Source organism: Streptomyces sp. NPDC056479, from assembly GCF_042795335.1.
Taxonomy (GTDB): Bacteria; Actinomycetota; Actinomycetes; order Streptomycetales; family Streptomycetaceae; genus Streptomyces.
The window spans coordinates 38,728-54,116 of sequence record NZ_JBHTRZ010000008.1; the positions used below are offsets into that span (position 1 = coordinate 38,728).

The window sequence follows — 15,389 nt, forward strand, 5'->3', positions numbered from 1 at the left end:
TTCGAGGCGCGTTCTCACCGTACGTCGGGGCCCGCACCCGGCGCGCTCCGAGGGTCCGGTCGGTGCTCTGAGCTGCGCAAACCGCGTACGCGGCGGCCGGACCGGGCGCTACGCCCCCGCCAGGTCCAGCAGCGAGCCGGCCGCATAGGTGACCCCCATGGCCAGCGCGCCGCCGGCCACATTGCGCAGCATCGCCCGGCCCGGGGCCGCCGCACCCAGGCGGGCGCTGCCCCAGCCGGTCAGGGTGAGCGCGGCCAGCACGGAGATGACGGTGATCCCCAGTCGCCAGTGGGCCGGCGGCAGCACCATCGCCAGCAGCGGCAGCAGTGCCCCGGCGGTGAACGCCAGGAAGCTCGCCCATGCCGCGTGCCACGGGTTGGTCAGCCGGTCCGGGTCGATTCCGAGCTCCACGCGCGCGTGCGCCTTCAGCGCGTCACGTTCCGTCAGCTGGACCGCCGCCTCCTCGGCCACCTCACGGGTCAGGCCTCGCCGCTCCAGCAGTTGTGTCAGCTCCTCCAGCTCCGCCTCCGGCCGCTCCCGCAACTCCCGCTTCTCCACGGCCAACGCGGCCTTCTCCGAGTCGCGCTGCGTGGACACCGAGACGTACTCCCCCGCCGCCATCGACATCGACCCGGCGAGCAGCCCGGCCAGCCCGGCGGTGAGCAGGGCCGAGCGGTCGTCGGTGGCGCCGGCCACGCCGACGACGAGCCCCGCGGTCGACACGATGCCGTCGTTGGCCCCGAGCACCGCGGCCCGCAGCCAGTTCAGCCGCTCTCCCAGCGCGCCGCCGTGGGGCTCGTCGTGGGTTGGTTCGGTCATATGGGGAGGATGGCACCGCGCGGGACATCGGGGACGTACCGACGCTCCCCGGCAGGCAGTTGACGCCCCTGCGTTCGCGGCCCTCGAACAGGCGGGCGGGGCAAGGCACCTGACGGTCAGGACTGTCAGTGGCGGCCCGTATCCTCAGTGACCATGCTCGAAGACCTTACGACCGCAGCGTCCTCCCCCGCAGCGTGGCCGGCCGCGTATCCCCAGGGATACGCGGTCGTTGACGTGGAGACCACGGGTCTGGCGAGGGACGACCGGATAATCTCCGCGGCCGTCTACCGGCTGGACGAGCGCGGCGAGGTCGAGGACCACTGGTACACGCTGGTCAACCCGGAGCGCGACCCGGGCCCGGTCTGGATCCACGGTCTGACGAGCGACGTACTCGAATCGGCGCCGCTTTTCACCGACGTCGCCGAGGAGTTCTCCCACCGGCTCGACGGCCGGGTGCTCGTCGCGCACAACGCCGTCTTCGACTGGCAGATGATCGCGCGGGAGTACGCGCGCGCGGAGCGCGAGGCGCCGGTGCGGCAGCGGCTGTGCACCATCGCGCTGTCGAAGGAGCTGGGCCTGCCGCTGCCCAACCACAAGCTGGAGTCGCTGGCCGCGCACTTCGGCGTGGTGCAGCAGCGCGCGCACCACGCGCTGGACGACGCGCGCGTGCTCGCGGAGGCGTTCCGGCCGAGCCTGCGCGCCGCGGCGGCGGGCAGTGTGCGGCTGCCGCTCCAGGAGTGCCGGCCGCTGACGGAGTGGCGGGACACGGCCGCGCCCCGGATCGGGCAGCAGGCCGGAGGCTACGGCGGTTACAGCGCGTACCGGCCGACCAGTTGGCGCCCCTCGCGCAAGAGGCCCGCCTGTCCCTACCCCAATCCGGGCCGCTACGAAGAGGGCAAAAGGCTCAAGCAGGGCATGCGGGTCGCCTTCTCCGGGGACACCTCGATCGAGCGCGATCTGCTGGAGGACCGGGCGATCGAGGCGGGTCTGCATGTGTCGACGAGCCTGTCCCGGCTGACCAGCCTGCTCGTCACCAACGACCCGGACGCGAGCACCTCGAAGGTCGTCAAGGCCCGGCAGCACGGGACGCCGGTGGTGGACGAGGCCGCGTTCGGACAGCTCCTGCGGGACGTGGAACCGGCCTCGGGGCAGTGACCGTACGGACGGGTGATTGGCGGGCGACTCGCCCGGAGCCCTCTCGCCCGCCGCGCGGCGACCGCTCACCCTGAGGCGCATGGCGACATGTGAAGTCTGCGGAAACGACTACGGCATGACCTTCGAGGTGCACGCGCAGGGCGCGGTGCACGTCTTCGACTGCTTCTCCTGTGCGATCCACCGCATGGCACCCATCTGCGAGCACTGCCGTGTACAGGTCATCGGGCAGGGCGTCGAGGTCGACGGTCACTGGTTCTGCGGCGCCCACTGCGCCCGCGCGGAGGGAAAGGTGGGGATCGTCGACAAGGTCTGAGCCGGTACCCGCCTGAACCCGCCCCACGACCGAGTTGTACGGTCGTGGGGTGTACCGCTTCCTGTTGTCCCGGCAGTGGGTGATCCTCACGCTGGTCACCCTGCTCCTGATCCCCACGATGATCCGGCTGGGCTTCTGGCAGATGCACCGCTACGAGGAGCGCAGCGCGCGCAACCAGCTGGTGGCCGACGCGTTGGAGGCGAAGCCGCTGCCCGTGGAGAAGCTGACGTCCGCGGGACACACGGTCACCACCAAGGAGCGGTACCGCACGGTGACCGCCGAGGGCCACTTCGAGACCGACCGGGAGGTCGTGGTCAGGCGGCGCGTCAACGCCGACGAAGAGGTCGGCTTCCACGTCCTCACCCCCCTCGTGCTGACGGACGGCAAGGTGCTGCTGGTCAACCGCGGCTGGATCCCCGCCGACGGTCCGAGCCAGACGGCCTTCCCCAAGATCCCCGCGCCGCCGAGCGGCCGTGTCACCGTCACCGGGCGGCTGATGCCGGACGAGACGACCGAGGCGAGCGGTATCAAGAACCTCCAGGGCCTGCCCGACCGGCAGGTCATGCTGATCAACAGCGAGCGCGAGGCGCGGCGCCTGGGTGCCCGGGTACTCGGCGGTTACGTCGTCCAAACGGCGCCCGAGCCCAAGGGCGACACTCCGGAGCTGATCGGTAAGCCCGGCAACGAGAACGCTCCGCTGAATTACGCGTATGCCCTGCAGTGGTGGCTGTTCGCTGCCGGCGTTCCTCTCGGGTGGGTGATTCTGGCTCGCCGGGAGGCGCGCGAGCGGATGGCTGCCGCCGGCGTGCCGGAGGAGTCGGAGTCGACGCCGGCTGCTGTGTAGCGGTCTCGCAGCGGGGGGTTCTGGCTCTGGGCGGCTGCGGGTGATTCGTGGTTGCTCGCGCAGTTCCCCGCGCCCCTTTGAGTACGTGCACCGGACGTACCTTTAGGGGCGCGGGGAACTGCGCGACCAGCCACAGACGACCCGCAGCCGCCCTCCGGCATCAGCAGCAGCGGCCCTCCGGCCGGTCATCCCGGTGCCGCAGGCTCAGTACGTGCATCAGCTCACGCACATACCAACGCACCCATCGCACCGCCCTCATGACCGAACCCCCACCAGCGGCTCCCCCTCACGTTCCGGCACGTCGAGACGGGACTCGGCGTACGGCACCTCGGCCGTCGGCAGTGGCTCAGGGGCGCGGACAGCGCGTACGCACACCACCGCGCAGTTGACCAGGACCGTGAGGACCAGGAGCAGGAAGATCGCCATGAGCACGCCGTCGACGGTGTTGTTCAGCACGATGGTGTGCATGTCGTCCATGTTCGTGGCGCCCGGCAGGAGCTGACCGTCGTCGATGGCCCGCGCGTACTTGTCCCGCAGGGCGAGGAAGCCGATCGCCGGGTTGTCCGAGAAGATCTTCTGCCAGCCCGCGGTGAAGGTGACGGCCACGTCCCAGGCCAGCGGGATGCCGGTGACCCACGCCCAGCGCAGCCTGCCGGACTTGATCAGGACGGTGGTGGTGACGGCCAGGGCGACGGCGGCCAGCAGCTGGTTGGCGATGCCGAACAGCGGGAAGAGCTGCTTGATCCCGCCCAGCGGGTCGGTGACACCGGCATAGAGGAAGTAGCCCCACGCGCCGACGACCAGGGCGCTGGTGATCCAGATGCCGGGCTTCCAGGTGACCCGGCCGATCGGCTTCCAGACGTTGCCGAGCATGTCCTGGAGCATGAAGCGGCCCACGCGCGTGCCGGCATCCACCGTGGTGAGGATGAACAGCGCCTCGAACATGATCGCGAAGTGGTACCAGAAGGCCTTCATCCCGGCACCGCCGAGCACCCCGGCGAAGATCTCCGACATGCCCACGGCGAGGGTGGGCGCGCCGCCGGATCGGCCCACCAGCGTCTCCTCCTCGACCGCCTTCGCCGCGGCCGTCAGCTGGTCCGGGGTGATGGTGAAGCCGAGGTTCTTCACCGCCTCGGCGGCGCTGTCCACGGTCGGGCCGAGGAGCGCTGCCGGGGAGTTCATGGCGTAGAACAGGCCGGGTTCGAGCACACAGGCGGCGATCAGCGCCATGACGGCCACGAAGGACTCCGTGAGCATGGAGCCGTAGCCGATCAGCCGGACCTGGGACTCCTTCCGGATCAGCTTCGGTGTGGTGCCGGAGGAGACCAGGGCGTGGAAGCCGGACAGCGCGCCGCAGGCGATGGTGATGAAGAGGAACGGGAAGAGGGAACCGGCGAACACCGGTCCGGCGCCGGTCGAGGCGAATTCCGTCACCGGCTCGGTCCTGAGGTTCGGAGCGGCGATCACCACGCCGACGGCCATCAGGGCGATGGTGCCGACCTTCATGAAGGTCGACAGGTAGTCGCGGGGCGCAAGCAGCATCCACACCGGCAGCACGGAGGCGACGAAGCCGTAGCCGACCAGGCAGAAGACCAGGGTCTCGGGGCTCCAGACGAAGTACTCGGCGAGTGCGGAGTCCTGGATCCAGCCGCCGCCGAGGATGGCGAGCAGCAGCAGGGCCACGCCGATGACGCTGGTCTCCACGACCCGGCCGGGCCGCAGATAGCGCAGGTAGAAGCCCATGAAGAGGGCGATGGGGATGGTCATGGTGACCGAGAAGGTGCCCCACGCGGACTCCGCCAGCGCGTTGACGACGACCATCGCGAGCACCGCCAGCAGGATGATCATGATGGCGAAGACGCCGATCAGCGCGGCGGCACCGCCGACCTTTCCGATCTCGTCCCTGGCCATCTGGCCGAGGCTCTTGCCGTCCCGGCGCATGGACAGGAACAGGACGATCATGTCCTGCACGGCGCCCGCGAAGATCACGCCCGCGATGATCCAGACGGTACCCGGCAGATAGCCCATCTGTGCGGCCAGGACCGGGCCGACCAGCGGGCCGGCGCCGGCGATGGCCGCGAAGTGGTGGCCGAACAGCACCCGTTTGTCGGTGGGGTGGTAGTCGACGCCGTCCTCCAGGCGTTCGGCCGGGGTGGCGCGGGTGTCGTCGACCTGGAGGACCCGCCGGGCGATGAAGCGCGAGTAGAAGCGGTAGGCGATCGCGTACGAACCGAGGGCAGCCACGACGAGCCATACCGCCGAGATCTCCTCGCCCCGGGACAGGGCGAGCACGGCCCAGCCGAGGGCTCCGACGAGGGCGACGGCGCTCCAGATCGCGACAGATTTAGGCGACATTCGTGACTTTTCCGGCGCGGAACGACCGGATTCGGGCATGGCTGATGTGGGCATGGCGGCTCCTGACCTGAACAGGCGGGGTGTGAAGCGGAAGAGGGCGTACGGCTCAGCGAGGTCGATGTCGGCGTCGGCGGCTGCTTCGGTCCGTCAGCGCGTAGGCGGCGAGCAGGCAGAGGCCGCACCCCGGCACCCAGGCGAGCTGGTACCAGTAGAAGAACGGCGTCCCGGCCAGCCGCGGCTCGGCACCGGCGTACCAGGGGACCCACAGCAGACCCGCGGCGGGGGCGAGGAGCAGCACGGCGATCGCGACGCGCCGTAGCCGATGATGACCGGTCCGTGCCATGACCTGCGCTCCTCTCCCGCTCGCTGTCGGTCTGTGCAAGAGTTGCCCACCCCCCGAGACCGGTTGACAGCGAATTTCTGAGAAATTTCCCGCCGGTTCCGTGTCCTCCGTTCCGGCCGTTCGCGCAACTTACGCGCGAGGGCACAGGCACACCAAGGACGGTGACGCATGGCCGATGGCGCCATGACCGCGACGTTTCTCGCCGTGATCGGCGGAGCGTCGCTGCTCGCCGTCACCGCGCGGCGCCTGAGCCCGAGCGACCGGTTGCCGTCCCTGGAGGGCTGGGCGCTGGCCGATCGCAGCCTCGGCCCGGTGTGGACCTGGCTGCTGCTGGGCGGCACGATCTTCACCGCTTACACCTTCGCCGCCGTACCAGGCCTCGCCTACGGCAATGGGGCGCCCGCCTTCTTCGCCGTGCCGTACACCGTGATCGTCTGCCCGCTGGCCTTCGTGCTGCTGACCAGGCTGTGGACCGTGGCCCGCAGACACGGCTATGTCACGGCGGCCGACTTCGTGCGCGGCCGCTACGGCTCGCCGCCGCTGGCCCTGGTGGTCGCGCTGACCGGGATCCTCGCGACGATGCCGTATCTCGCGCTGCAACTGCTCGGCATACGGGCGGTGCTCGCGGCCGGGGGCGTGTATCCGCGGGGTGCGACCGGCGATCTGGTGATGGTGGCGCTGTTCGCGGGGCTGGCCGTCGCCACCTACCGGCACGGGCTGCGCGCCCCCACGGTCATCTCGGCGCTGAAGGCCGTGGCCGTCTTCGTGTCGCTGACGGCGGTGACCTGGCTGGTCCTCGACCGGCTGGGCGGGCCGGGTGCCGTCTTCGACGGCGCGGCCGAGCGCCTCGGGAGCCCCGCACTGCTCCTCACCCCCGAGCAGCAGCCCGCCTACGCCACCCTCGCCCTCGGCTCCGCGCTCGCCCTGCTGATGTACCCGCATGTGCTCACCGCAGGGTTCGCCGCCGACGGTCCGCGCACGCTGCGCAAGGTGTCCGTGGCGCTGCCCGCCTGGACCGGGCTGCTCGCCCTCTTCGGCTTCCTCGGCATCGCGGCCCTCGCGACGGGCGTCCGCGCCCCGGCCGGCGGCGCCGAGGCGGCCGTACCGATGCTGGTGGACCGGCTGATGCCGGCGCCGCTGGCCGGGCTGGTGTTCGGCGCGATCACCGTGGGGGCGCTGGTCCCGGCGGCGGTGATGTCCATCGCGGCCGCCACGAGCTTCGTACGCAATGTGTATGTCGAGTACGTCCATCCGACGGCCACGCCCAAGCGGCAGGTGCGTATCGCCAAGGCGGTGTCGCTGACCGCGAAGGTGGGCGCGGTGGCGTTCGTGTTCGGGCTGCGCGACCAGGACGCCATCAACCTCCAGTTGCTCGGCGGGGTCTGGATCCTGCAGATCTTCCCGGCCGTCGCGGTCGGACTGTTCACCGCGCGGCTGCATCCGCGGGCGCTGCTCGCCGGGTGGGGCGTGGGCATGGTGGCGGGAACCTTCATGGTCGTACGGGAGGGCTTCTCGTCGATCGTGCCGCTCGGCTCCGGGCCGGAGATCTACGCCGGGCTCGCCGCCCTGCTCCTCAATCTGACCGTCGCCGTGGCCGGGACCGCGGTACTGAGCCGCCTCGGCGTCCCGCGCGGCGCCGATCTGACCGACCTGCCGTCGCGCCTGAGCGTCAGACGGCGCCCCGAGACGGGAGCGAACAACCCGTGAGGCAGCATCTGAGACCCGAGAGCGGCACTCCTCTGCCCGCCGTCCCGCTCTCCCCCGCGGTGAGCGACCCGGTGGACGTGGAGCGCGAGGCCGGCCTTGCCCGTCTGTTCGAGCTGCACTACTCCTCGATGCTGCGCCTCGCCGTGCTGCTCGGGGCCGACGACCCGGAGAACGTGGTCGCGGAGGCCTACTACCAGATCTACCGGAAGTGGCGGCGGCTGAGGGAGGCCGAGGCGGCGGAGGCGTATCTGCGCTCCACCGTGTGCAACCTGACGCGGATGCGGATACGGCATCTCCAAGTGGCCCGCAAACACGTCGAGAAGCCGGCCGACGACGTCGTCGCCTCCGCCGAGAGCACCGCGCTGCTGCGTGACGACCAGCGGGTCCTGATCGACGCGCTCCAGCAGCTGCCGGCCCGGCAGCGCGAGGCGCTGGTGCTGCGGCACTGGCTCGGACTGAAGGAGAGCGAGATCGCCGCGGCGATGGGGATCTCCTGCGGATCCGTCAAGACCCATACGGCACGCGGCCTCGCCGCCCTGACCCAGGCGATGGAGGCCCGGCGATGACGCACCGAGACGCGACTCCGTCGCGTGGCACCAGCCCGGACCGTACCGAGCAGGAGCTGCGCGAGGCGCTCGCCGCACTCGCCGGCGGGGTCCAGGCCGCACCCGACGCCTATCGCACGGCGCGCGGCGAGTGGCTGCGCCGGGAGCGCCGGCGCCGGCTCGTCCTCGCCGTTCTGGTCGCCGTCGTGTTCGCCCTGGCCACCCTGATCGGCCTGTGGGTCCTCAACCAGGCCCCGTCCGACCCCGGCGTCATCTTCTCCGGCACCGGCTCCCCGGCCGCTGTGTCACTCCCCCGGCCGCACCCCTGATTGGCCCAGCGCCCCCCGGGGAACCCGCAATTGCGTGCACCCGCGCATCGAGGACTACGCCCTCATCGGCGACGAGCAGACGGCCGCCCTGATCGGCAGGGACGGCTCCGTCGACTGGCTGTGCCTGCCCCGCTTCGACTCGGGAGCCTGCTTCGCGAGACTCCTCGGCGACGAGGACAACGGGCACTGGCGCATCGCACCCAAGCACGCGGAAGGCGCGTGCACGCGTCGCGCCTACCGCCCGGACACTCTGGCGCTGGACACCGAGTGGGAGACCGACGAGGGCGCGATCCGCGTCACCGACCTGATGCCGCAACGCGACCGTGCGCCGGACCTGGTGCGCATCGTGGCGGGCCTGCGCGGCCGCGTCACCGTGCACAGCGCCCTGCGGCTGCGCTTCGACTACGGCTCGATCGTGCCCTGGGTGCGCGAGTCCGACGGGCACCGGGTGGCCATCGCCGGGCCGGACTCGGTCTGGCTGCGCAGCCAGCCCGAAGTGCCCACCTGGGGCGAGGACTTCGGCACCCACTCGGAGTTCACGGTCGAGGAGGGCCAGCAGGTCGCCTTCGTCCTCACCTACCACCCCTCTCACGAGCCGCGCCCGCCGCTCGTCGACCCGTACAAGGCGCTGCACAGCAGCGTCCAGGACTGGCGCAAGTGGGTGCGGCACTGCCACTACGACGGCCCGTACCGCGATGCCGTCGTCCGTTCCCTGATCACCCTCAAGGCCCTCACCTACCGTCCGACCGGCGGCATCGTCGCCGCCCCCACCACCTCGCTCCCCGAGGAGATGGGCGGCGTCCGCAACTGGGACTACCGCTACTGCTGGCTGCGCGACTCCACCCTCACCCTGAACGTGGGCCTGTCGGCGGGCTACCGCAAGGAGGCCGAGGCCTGGCGCGACTGGCTGCTGCGCGCGGTCGCCGGTGACCCGGCCGACCTCCAGATCATGTACGGCCTGGCGGGCGAACGCCGGCTGCCCGAGTTCGAGGTGCCGTGGCTGTCCGGCTTCGGCGGCTCCACCCCGGTACGCATCGGCAACCAGGCCGTGGAACAGCTCCAGTTGGACGTGTACGGCGAGGTCATGGACACCCTGTCGCTGGCCCGTGAGGCGGGGCTGTCCACCAAGCCGCACATGTGGGCGATCCAGGCCGCCCTGGTCGAGTGGCTGCGCTCGGAGTGGCGGCAGCCCGACGAAGGGCTGTGGGAGGTGCGCGGCGGCCGGCGTCACTTCGTGCACTCGAAGGTGATGGTGTGGGTGGCCGCGGACCGGGCGGTGCGCACCCTGGAGAGGAACCCGAAGCTGGAGGGCGACCTCGACGGCTGGCGGGAGTTCCGCGACGAGGTGCACCGCGAAGTGCTGGAGAAGGGCTACGACGCCGCACGGAACACCTTCACGCAGTCCTACGGCTCCCGTGAGCTGGACGCCGCGCTGCTGCTCATCCCGCGCGTCGGCTTCCTGCCGCCCGGGGACTCCCGTGTCGTCGGCACGATCGACGCGATCCGCGCCGAACTCAGCCACGACGGGCTCCTGCGCCGCTACAGCACCGACCGGACGACCGTCGACGGGCTGCCCGGCGACGAGGGCGCCTTCCTGGCCTGCTCGTTCTGGCTGGCGGAGGCGCTGCACATGACGGGCCGTACGCAGGAGGCACGGGAACTGTTCGCCCGGCTGGTGGCGCTCAGCAACGACGTGGGCCTGCTGGCCGAGGAGTACGACCCCGTCTCCGGCCGCCAGCTCGGCAACTTCCCGCAGGCCTTCAGCCACATCGGCCTGGTGAACACCGCCCTCGCCCTGTTCGGGACCGACGGGGCAGGATAGGGCCATGGATCTTGGACTGAAGGACCGGGTGTACGTCGTCACGGGTGCCACCCGCGGACTGGGCAACGCGGCGGCGCGTGAGCTGGTGGCCGACGGCGCGAAGGTCGTGGTGACCGGCAGGGACGAGGAGCGGGTCACCGCCGCGGCGGCCGAACTGGGACCGAACGCCGTCGGGGTGGCCGTCGGCAACGCCGATCCGCAGGCGGCGGCTCGGCTCGTCGCCGCAGCGCGCGACGCCTTCGGCGGGTTCGACGGCATCCTGGTGAGCGTCGGCGGTCCGCCGGCCGGGTTCGTCGCGGACAACACGGACGAGCAGTGGCAGGCCGCGTTCGAGTCGGTGTTCCTGGGCGCGGTTCGGCTCGCGCGGACGGCGGCGGCGGAGCTCGACGAGGGTGGCGTCATCGGGTTCGTGCTGTCGGGGTCGGTGCACGAGCCGATTCCGGGACTGACCATTTCGAACGGGCTGCGGCCGGGACTCGCCGGGTTCGCCAAGTCGCTCGCGGACGAGTTGGGGCCGCGCGGGATCCGGGTGGTGGGTTTGCTGCCGGCCCGGATCGACACGGATCGGGTGCGCGAGCTGGACGGGATGTCCGCGGACCCGGAGGCGACCCGGGCGGCGATCGAGGCGAGGATTCCGTTGCGGCGGTACGGGGCTCCGGACGAGTTCGGACGGGCGGCCGCGTTCCTGCTGTCTCCTGCCGCTTCCTACCTGACGGGGGTCATGCTGCCCGTGGACGGCGGGATGCGGCACGGGTTCTGACAGGTCAACTGACCCTTTCGGCACCATGCTTGACGCCCCTGAGGCGGACCTCGGCCGGCAGTGACGCCAGGCCCGCCGAATTGCGGGCGTGCGCGAGGGCCGCGGTGGTGAGGTCGGCCAGCGCCGTTCCGGGGTCCACATGGGGGGCCAGCAGGAGCCGTACCCGGGCCTCGGGGGTGCTGCGCCGGCCCGTGAGGTGGGCGTGGGCGCGCTGGACGCCCTCCTGTTGCGCCGCCTCGTTCGCCAGTACGCCCTCCAGGGCCCGGCCCCGCAGCAGTGCGCCCTCGCCGTCGCCGGTGTCCACGAGGACCTCGGCCAGCCGGCGTCGGCGGAGGTTCGTGGTCAGCCACCACAGGGCGAGTAGGACCAGCACGGCCAGCACCGCGATGACCGCCGGCCACCACCAGCCGTCGTCACGCCAGCGCGTCCGCTCGGCGTCGCTGAGCAGGACGTCGTGGCGGCTGTCGTGGATCCACCACGAGGGGGCCGGGGCTCCCAGGCCCACGGCGAGCACCGAGCCGCCGATGACGAGCAGGACCAGTCCGACGAGCCCGATCAGCACCCGGTTGACCACCCTGAGCACGGCCCTCACCCCTTCCGTCCGAGTCGTCGTACATGCACCGACAGCGCGGGCGGGCGGGACAGCCCCAGGCCCCTGATCGCGTCGGCGAGTGTGGCGTCCAGGTCGGCGCGTACGTCGTCCAGGTCGCGGAAGTGGGAGACCGCGCGGACATCGGCCCGGGTCCGCTTCATCCGCACCCGCACCGACTGGACCCCGGAGATCTCCATGGCCCGGTCGCGCAGGACCAGCGCGGCCAGGTCGCGGTGGAGCCCGGCGCGTACGTCGGCGTGGGTGCGACGCATCGGCAGCACCTGCCGCAGGCCGGGCGTGGTGGCCAGGACGAGCAGCCAGAGTCCGAGGACGGCGGCGACGCCCGCGCCGACCAGCACCCAGATGTCGTCGAGGGGGCGCTCGGCGAGTTGCCGGGCCAGTTCCCGGCGCCAGCGCATCCCGGGCCGGCCGGCGCGCACGGCGGCGATGTCGTACAGGAAGACGCCCGCGACGAACAGGAGCACCAGCGCCATGATCGTGGCCGGGATCCGGCGTGCGGACCAGAAGCGGCCTTCGCGTCCGCCCTCGCCGTCGACCGCGGTCGGGGGCTCGTAGGCCGCCGCCGACGCCGACTGGTCGAGGGGCTCGGGGCCGGTCTCCTTCTCGATGACCGGCAGTCGTTGTGTGGTGCCCTCGGGACCCTGGGACTCGCTCATCGCGTCCTCCCCTGTGCAGCGCCCTGTCCGGGCGCCGGGTGCAGCCGCTCCACGTGCACGGCGACCTCCGGCACCTCCATGCCCACCAACGCGCCTACCCGCTCCACGACCCGCCGACGCACGGCCGCGCACCGGGAGCCGATGTCGCAGGGGTATTCGAGTTCCAGATGGATGCGGACCCGGGCGGCGTCCACGGTGGTGCCCTCCGCGGCCTGGGGGCGCACGACGACATGGGCGTAGGGCCGGGCGGCGTCCTTGGGCAGCCGGCCCACCGCCTCGCGTGCGGCCTGTGAGGCGATCTTCGTGACGACCCGGTCGGCGATCCGGGTGGCCCCGCGCTCACCGGGCGGAATGACGACCGACGCTCTGCCGGGTTCCGTGGCCTCCGCGCTCACGGACGTCACCGCCGGTCGCGTCGGCCGTCACGCTGGCGGAAGAAGTCGCCCAGCTCGTAGTCCCCCTCCACGAATCTGCCGACGCCGAACCCGACGACGCCCAGCGCCGCCACCAGCACGAAGGCGCCGAACCCGCCGAAGTAGCCGGCGAACCCCAGCGCCATGCCGGCGATCATGCCGACCACGGCCATGCCCATGGTGCCCTCCATTCGGTTGTCGGCCGCAGGCCCCTCACCTGTCCCCCGTCACTGGATCCGGGGCTGCAGCGGCTCCTCTTCCTCTTCCTCGGGAAGCTTCACATCACTCACCGCGATGTTGACCTCGACGACCTCCAGGCCCGTCATCCGCTCGACGGCACTGACCACGTTCTCCCGAACGGCACGTGCCACGTCGGCGATCGACACGCCGTAGTCGACGACGATCTCCAGGTCGAGCGCGGTCTGCACCTCGCCGACCTCGACCTTGACGCCGCGGGAAACGGATTTCGCCGTGCCGGGCACCCGCTCGCGCACGGCCCCGAAAGTGCGGCTGATCCCGCTGCCCATCGCATGCACGCCGACCACGTCGCGCGCCGCCATTCCGGCGATCTTCTCGACGACGCCGTCGGCGATGGTCGTCCGGCCACGGTCGGCCGGGTCCCCGCCGCCGCGCTTGGTGGTCCTGCGTGTCGACGCCAGGGTCGACGAGGTCTCCTCAGGGTTCTGCGTCCGGTTCTGCTCCATGTCGGTCATCGCCGTACGTCCCTTTCGGTTTGTCGTTCCTTTGACCACCGTAAGCGCGGTGGCCGCGCCGCGCCCCAGGGATGCGGCAGGCTGGAGGAATGACGACGGCGGACCGGTGGACGCGAGCGGTCAGGGATCAGACGAGGCTCGGCAGGCTGCTGCCGCTGGGCGGCGCGCGCGACGGCGCGTGGATCTACGAAAGGGCGGCCACGGCTGTGCTGCGGCGCGCGGCCGCGGACATGCGCGGGGTACGTGTGGACGCGCTCCGGATCGCGCTCGCCGACCCGGAGGAGGCGCACGAGGCGGCCGTGCCGCCACCGCCGAGCGCGCTGCCGCCGGGCCCGCTGCGAGTGACGGCCGATTTTGCGACGACGGCGACCGAGTCGCTGCCGACGACGGCTGACAGGTTGCGCGGACTGCTGGCCACCGCGGCGGCGGAACGACTCGGCCTGCGGGTGACCGAGATCGATCTACGGGTGACGGCCCTGCTCGACGAGGACGTCGAGCCCGCTTCGCTACGGCAGACCGAGCCGGTACAGGCGGCGGAGCCGGGAAACGCCGACGAGGAGCGGGTCGCCGCCGCGATCCTCGCGGTCCCCGGGGTGACCGGACTGACGAGCGCCCTGGGCGGGTGGGGTCACGCGGTGCACATCGAGCAGCGGCAGGGCACGACGGCTCTGCCGCATCGGCACGTGCGCGTGGAGATCGCGGTGAGCGCGGACCGCCGGGCCGTGGAAGTGGCCCGGGAGGTCCGCGAGTGGGTGGGAGAGGCGCTGGCCGATCGCCCGACGGTGGCAGTGCTGGTCACGGCCATCGGCTGATCAGCGCGGCTCATTCGCCGAGGCCGGCCAGGTCCCGCAGCCGTCGGGCCTGCGCCGCCCGCTCGGCACCGCGCTGCTCGTCGTACGTCCGGTCCACGGCACCACGAATCAGCGCCTTGGTCTCGATGACCGCATCGCGCGGCGCGGCCACGATCGCGCCGGCCAGATCCCGTACGGCGTCGTCGAGTTGGTCGGCGGGCACCGCGAGGTTGGCGAGTCCGCTGCTCACGGCCTCCTCGGCCAGCACGAAGCGCCCCGTCACACAGATCTCCAGCGCGCGGCCGTATCCGACGAGCCCGACCAGCGGGTGCGTACCCGTGAGGTCGGGGACCAGCCCGAGGCTGGTCTCGCGCATGGCGAACTGCACGTCGTCCGCGACGACGCGCACGTCACAGGCGAGCGCGAGCTGGAAGCCCGCCCCGATGGCATGCCCTTGCACGGCGGCGATCGACACGAGGTCGTTGCGCCGCCACCAGGTGAAGCCCTCCTGGAACTCGCCGATGGCAGCGTCGAGTTCGCCGTCACTGCTGCGCGCGAGATCGATGAACGAGGGCTCGCCCTCGATCCCCTCGGGCGTGAACATCTGCCGGTCGAGCCCGGCGGAGAAGGACTTGCCCTCTCCGCGCAGCACGACGACCCGCACGTTGCCCGGCAGAACCTGCCCGGCCTCGGCGAGCGTCCGCCACATGGCGGGGCTCTGCGCGTTGCGCTTGACCGGGTTGTTCAGCGTCACCGTGGCGATTGCGCCGTCGACGGTGAGCCGTACGCCGTTCTTGTCGAGCAGGGGAGCGAGGTCCTGGTCGGATGAAGCCATGCGGTGCCTCCGATGCGTGCGGTCATTCCGGGATGCCGGAGAGGCACCCACTAAGTGACTGCACAGTAACCACCCGGTCAGTCAGCTGACCGACCGGGTGGCCACCATCGAAACCGATGGGCCGCCCGGGCTCAGGACGATGCGGCCTTCTTGCCCCGCGTCGCCCCGCCACGCCCACGAAGCGTGACGCCCGATTCGCTGAGCATCCGGTGAACGAAGCCATACGAGCGACCGGTTTCCTCGGCCAGCGCCCGAATGCTCGCACCGGAGTCGTACTTCTTCTTCAGGTCTGCCGCGAGCTTGTCGCGCGCGGCGCCGGTTACCCGGCTGCCCTTCTTCAGAGTCTCGGCCACCCGTGCCTCCTCATGGGAAGTGC

At 71.5% G+C, this 15,389-nt stretch carries 19 protein-coding genes; 9 read left to right on the forward strand and 10 right to left on the reverse strand.

The features are described from left to right. Positions 1-108: 108 nt before the first annotated feature. Positions 109-819, reverse strand: a complete 711-nt coding sequence (locus tag ACFQ6S_RS29110) for a VIT family protein (protein ID WP_383415997.1) — start codon at positions 817-819, stop codon at positions 109-111. Positions 820-972: 153 nt separating this feature from the next. Here ACFQ6S_RS29110 and ACFQ6S_RS29115 point away from each other — a divergent pair, with 153 nt between their 5' ends. The 3 genes from ACFQ6S_RS29115 to ACFQ6S_RS29125 all read left to right on the forward strand — a co-directional run bounded on the left by ACFQ6S_RS29115 (position 973) and on the right by ACFQ6S_RS29125 (position 3,131). After that, positions 973-1,974 carry a DEDDh family exonuclease gene (locus ACFQ6S_RS29115; RefSeq protein WP_383416000.1) on the forward strand — a complete coding sequence of 334 codons (1,002 nt, stop codon included), beginning with the start codon at positions 973-975 and terminating at the stop codon, positions 1,972-1,974. Between the two features lie 79 nt (positions 1,975-2,053). Then, positions 2,054-2,287, forward strand: coding sequence for a hypothetical protein (locus tag ACFQ6S_RS29120; RefSeq protein ID WP_190070770.1), 234 nt, complete (start codon positions 2,054-2,056; stop codon positions 2,285-2,287). 49 nt (positions 2,288-2,336) lie between these two features. Next, complete coding sequence (locus ACFQ6S_RS29125; protein ID WP_383416003.1) at positions 2,337-3,131, forward strand: SURF1 family protein; 795 nt, start codon at positions 2,337-2,339, stop codon at positions 3,129-3,131. Positions 3,132-3,386: 255 nt separating this feature from the next. On the opposite strand, the gene ACFQ6S_RS29130 is transcribed toward ACFQ6S_RS29125, so the two are convergent. Beyond that, entirely contained in the window at positions 3,387-5,540 is a 2,154-nt protein-coding gene (locus ACFQ6S_RS29130) for a carbon starvation CstA family protein (RefSeq protein WP_383416005.1), read from the reverse strand. Between the two features lie 52 nt (positions 5,541-5,592). Continuing rightward, complete coding sequence (locus ACFQ6S_RS29135) at positions 5,593-5,829, reverse strand: DUF3311 domain-containing protein (RefSeq protein ID WP_383416008.1); 237 nt, start codon at positions 5,827-5,829, stop codon at positions 5,593-5,595. A 168-nt stretch (positions 5,830-5,997) separates the two neighbouring features. Here ACFQ6S_RS29135 and ACFQ6S_RS29140 point away from each other — a divergent pair, with 168 nt between their 5' ends. Genes ACFQ6S_RS29140 through ACFQ6S_RS29160 form a run of 5 tightly spaced genes read left to right on the forward strand, consistent with a single transcriptional unit; the run spans position 5,998 to position 10,992 of the window. Continuing rightward, positions 5,998-7,536 (forward strand): sodium:solute symporter, encoded by a 1,539-nt coding sequence (locus tag ACFQ6S_RS29140; protein ID WP_383416010.1) that lies wholly within the window; start codon positions 5,998-6,000, stop codon positions 7,534-7,536. Beyond that, positions 7,533-8,102 (forward strand): sigma-70 family RNA polymerase sigma factor, encoded by a 570-nt coding sequence (locus ACFQ6S_RS29145; RefSeq protein WP_383416013.1) that lies wholly within the window; start codon positions 7,533-7,535, stop codon positions 8,100-8,102. The genes ACFQ6S_RS29140 and ACFQ6S_RS29145 overlap by 4 nt, the downstream gene beginning before the upstream one ends. Continuing rightward, complete coding sequence (locus tag ACFQ6S_RS29150; protein ID WP_383416015.1) at positions 8,099-8,410, forward strand: hypothetical protein; 312 nt, start codon at positions 8,099-8,101, stop codon at positions 8,408-8,410. Before ACFQ6S_RS29145 ends, ACFQ6S_RS29150 begins: the two co-directional genes overlap by 4 nt. 34 nt (positions 8,411-8,444) lie before the next feature. Beyond that, positions 8,445-10,232, forward strand: a complete 1,788-nt coding sequence (locus ACFQ6S_RS29155; RefSeq protein ID WP_383416017.1) for a glycoside hydrolase family 15 protein — start codon at positions 8,445-8,447, stop codon at positions 10,230-10,232. A gap of 4 nt (positions 10,233-10,236) precedes the next feature. Continuing rightward, positions 10,237-10,992, forward strand: a complete 756-nt coding sequence (locus ACFQ6S_RS29160; RefSeq protein ID WP_383416019.1) for an SDR family oxidoreductase — start codon at positions 10,237-10,239, stop codon at positions 10,990-10,992. 4 nt (positions 10,993-10,996) lie between these two features. Here ACFQ6S_RS29160 and amaP read toward each other — a convergent pair whose 3' ends face one another. From amaP to ACFQ6S_RS29185, 5 genes are read right to left on the reverse strand one after another with little or no spacing between them, the layout of a single operon-like run. Beyond that, the gene (gene amaP / locus ACFQ6S_RS29165; protein ID WP_383416021.1) at positions 10,997-11,584 is read right to left on the reverse strand and encodes an alkaline shock response membrane anchor protein AmaP; all 588 of its coding nucleotides are present in this window, start codon (positions 11,582-11,584) and stop codon (positions 10,997-10,999) included. Next, complete coding sequence (locus ACFQ6S_RS29170) at positions 11,581-12,261, reverse strand: DUF6286 domain-containing protein (RefSeq protein ID WP_383416024.1); 681 nt, start codon at positions 12,259-12,261, stop codon at positions 11,581-11,583. Before ACFQ6S_RS29170 ends, amaP begins: the two co-directional genes overlap by 4 nt. Further along, positions 12,258-12,665, reverse strand: a complete 408-nt coding sequence (locus ACFQ6S_RS29175; protein WP_383416027.1) for an Asp23/Gls24 family envelope stress response protein — start codon at positions 12,663-12,665, stop codon at positions 12,258-12,260. Before ACFQ6S_RS29175 ends, ACFQ6S_RS29170 begins: the two co-directional genes overlap by 4 nt. Then, positions 12,662-12,853 (reverse strand): hypothetical protein, encoded by a 192-nt coding sequence (locus ACFQ6S_RS29180; RefSeq protein ID WP_383416030.1) that lies wholly within the window; start codon positions 12,851-12,853, stop codon positions 12,662-12,664. The genes ACFQ6S_RS29175 and ACFQ6S_RS29180 overlap by 4 nt, the downstream gene beginning before the upstream one ends. A gap of 48 nt (positions 12,854-12,901) precedes the next feature. Continuing rightward, entirely contained in the window at positions 12,902-13,387 is a 486-nt protein-coding gene (locus ACFQ6S_RS29185; RefSeq protein ID WP_383416033.1) for an Asp23/Gls24 family envelope stress response protein, read from the reverse strand. Positions 13,388-13,476: 89 nt separating this feature from the next. Here ACFQ6S_RS29185 and ACFQ6S_RS29190 point away from each other — a divergent pair, with 89 nt between their 5' ends. Then, positions 13,477-14,199, forward strand: a complete 723-nt coding sequence (locus ACFQ6S_RS29190) for a nucleopolyhedrovirus P10 family protein (RefSeq protein WP_383416036.1) — start codon at positions 13,477-13,479, stop codon at positions 14,197-14,199. Between the two features lie 10 nt (positions 14,200-14,209). Here the strand turns inward: ACFQ6S_RS29190 and ACFQ6S_RS29195 are convergent, their stop codons facing one another. Both ACFQ6S_RS29195 and ACFQ6S_RS29200 read right to left on the reverse strand, forming a co-directional pair. Then, on the reverse strand, positions 14,210-15,013 hold the full coding sequence (locus ACFQ6S_RS29195) for an enoyl-CoA hydratase/isomerase family protein (RefSeq protein ID WP_383416038.1): 804 nt from the start codon (positions 15,011-15,013) through the stop codon (positions 14,210-14,212). Between the two features lie 131 nt (positions 15,014-15,144). Continuing rightward, positions 15,145-15,366 (reverse strand): helix-turn-helix domain-containing protein, encoded by a 222-nt coding sequence (locus tag ACFQ6S_RS29200; protein WP_004002281.1) that lies wholly within the window; start codon positions 15,364-15,366, stop codon positions 15,145-15,147. Positions 15,367-15,389: the final 23 nt, after the last annotated feature.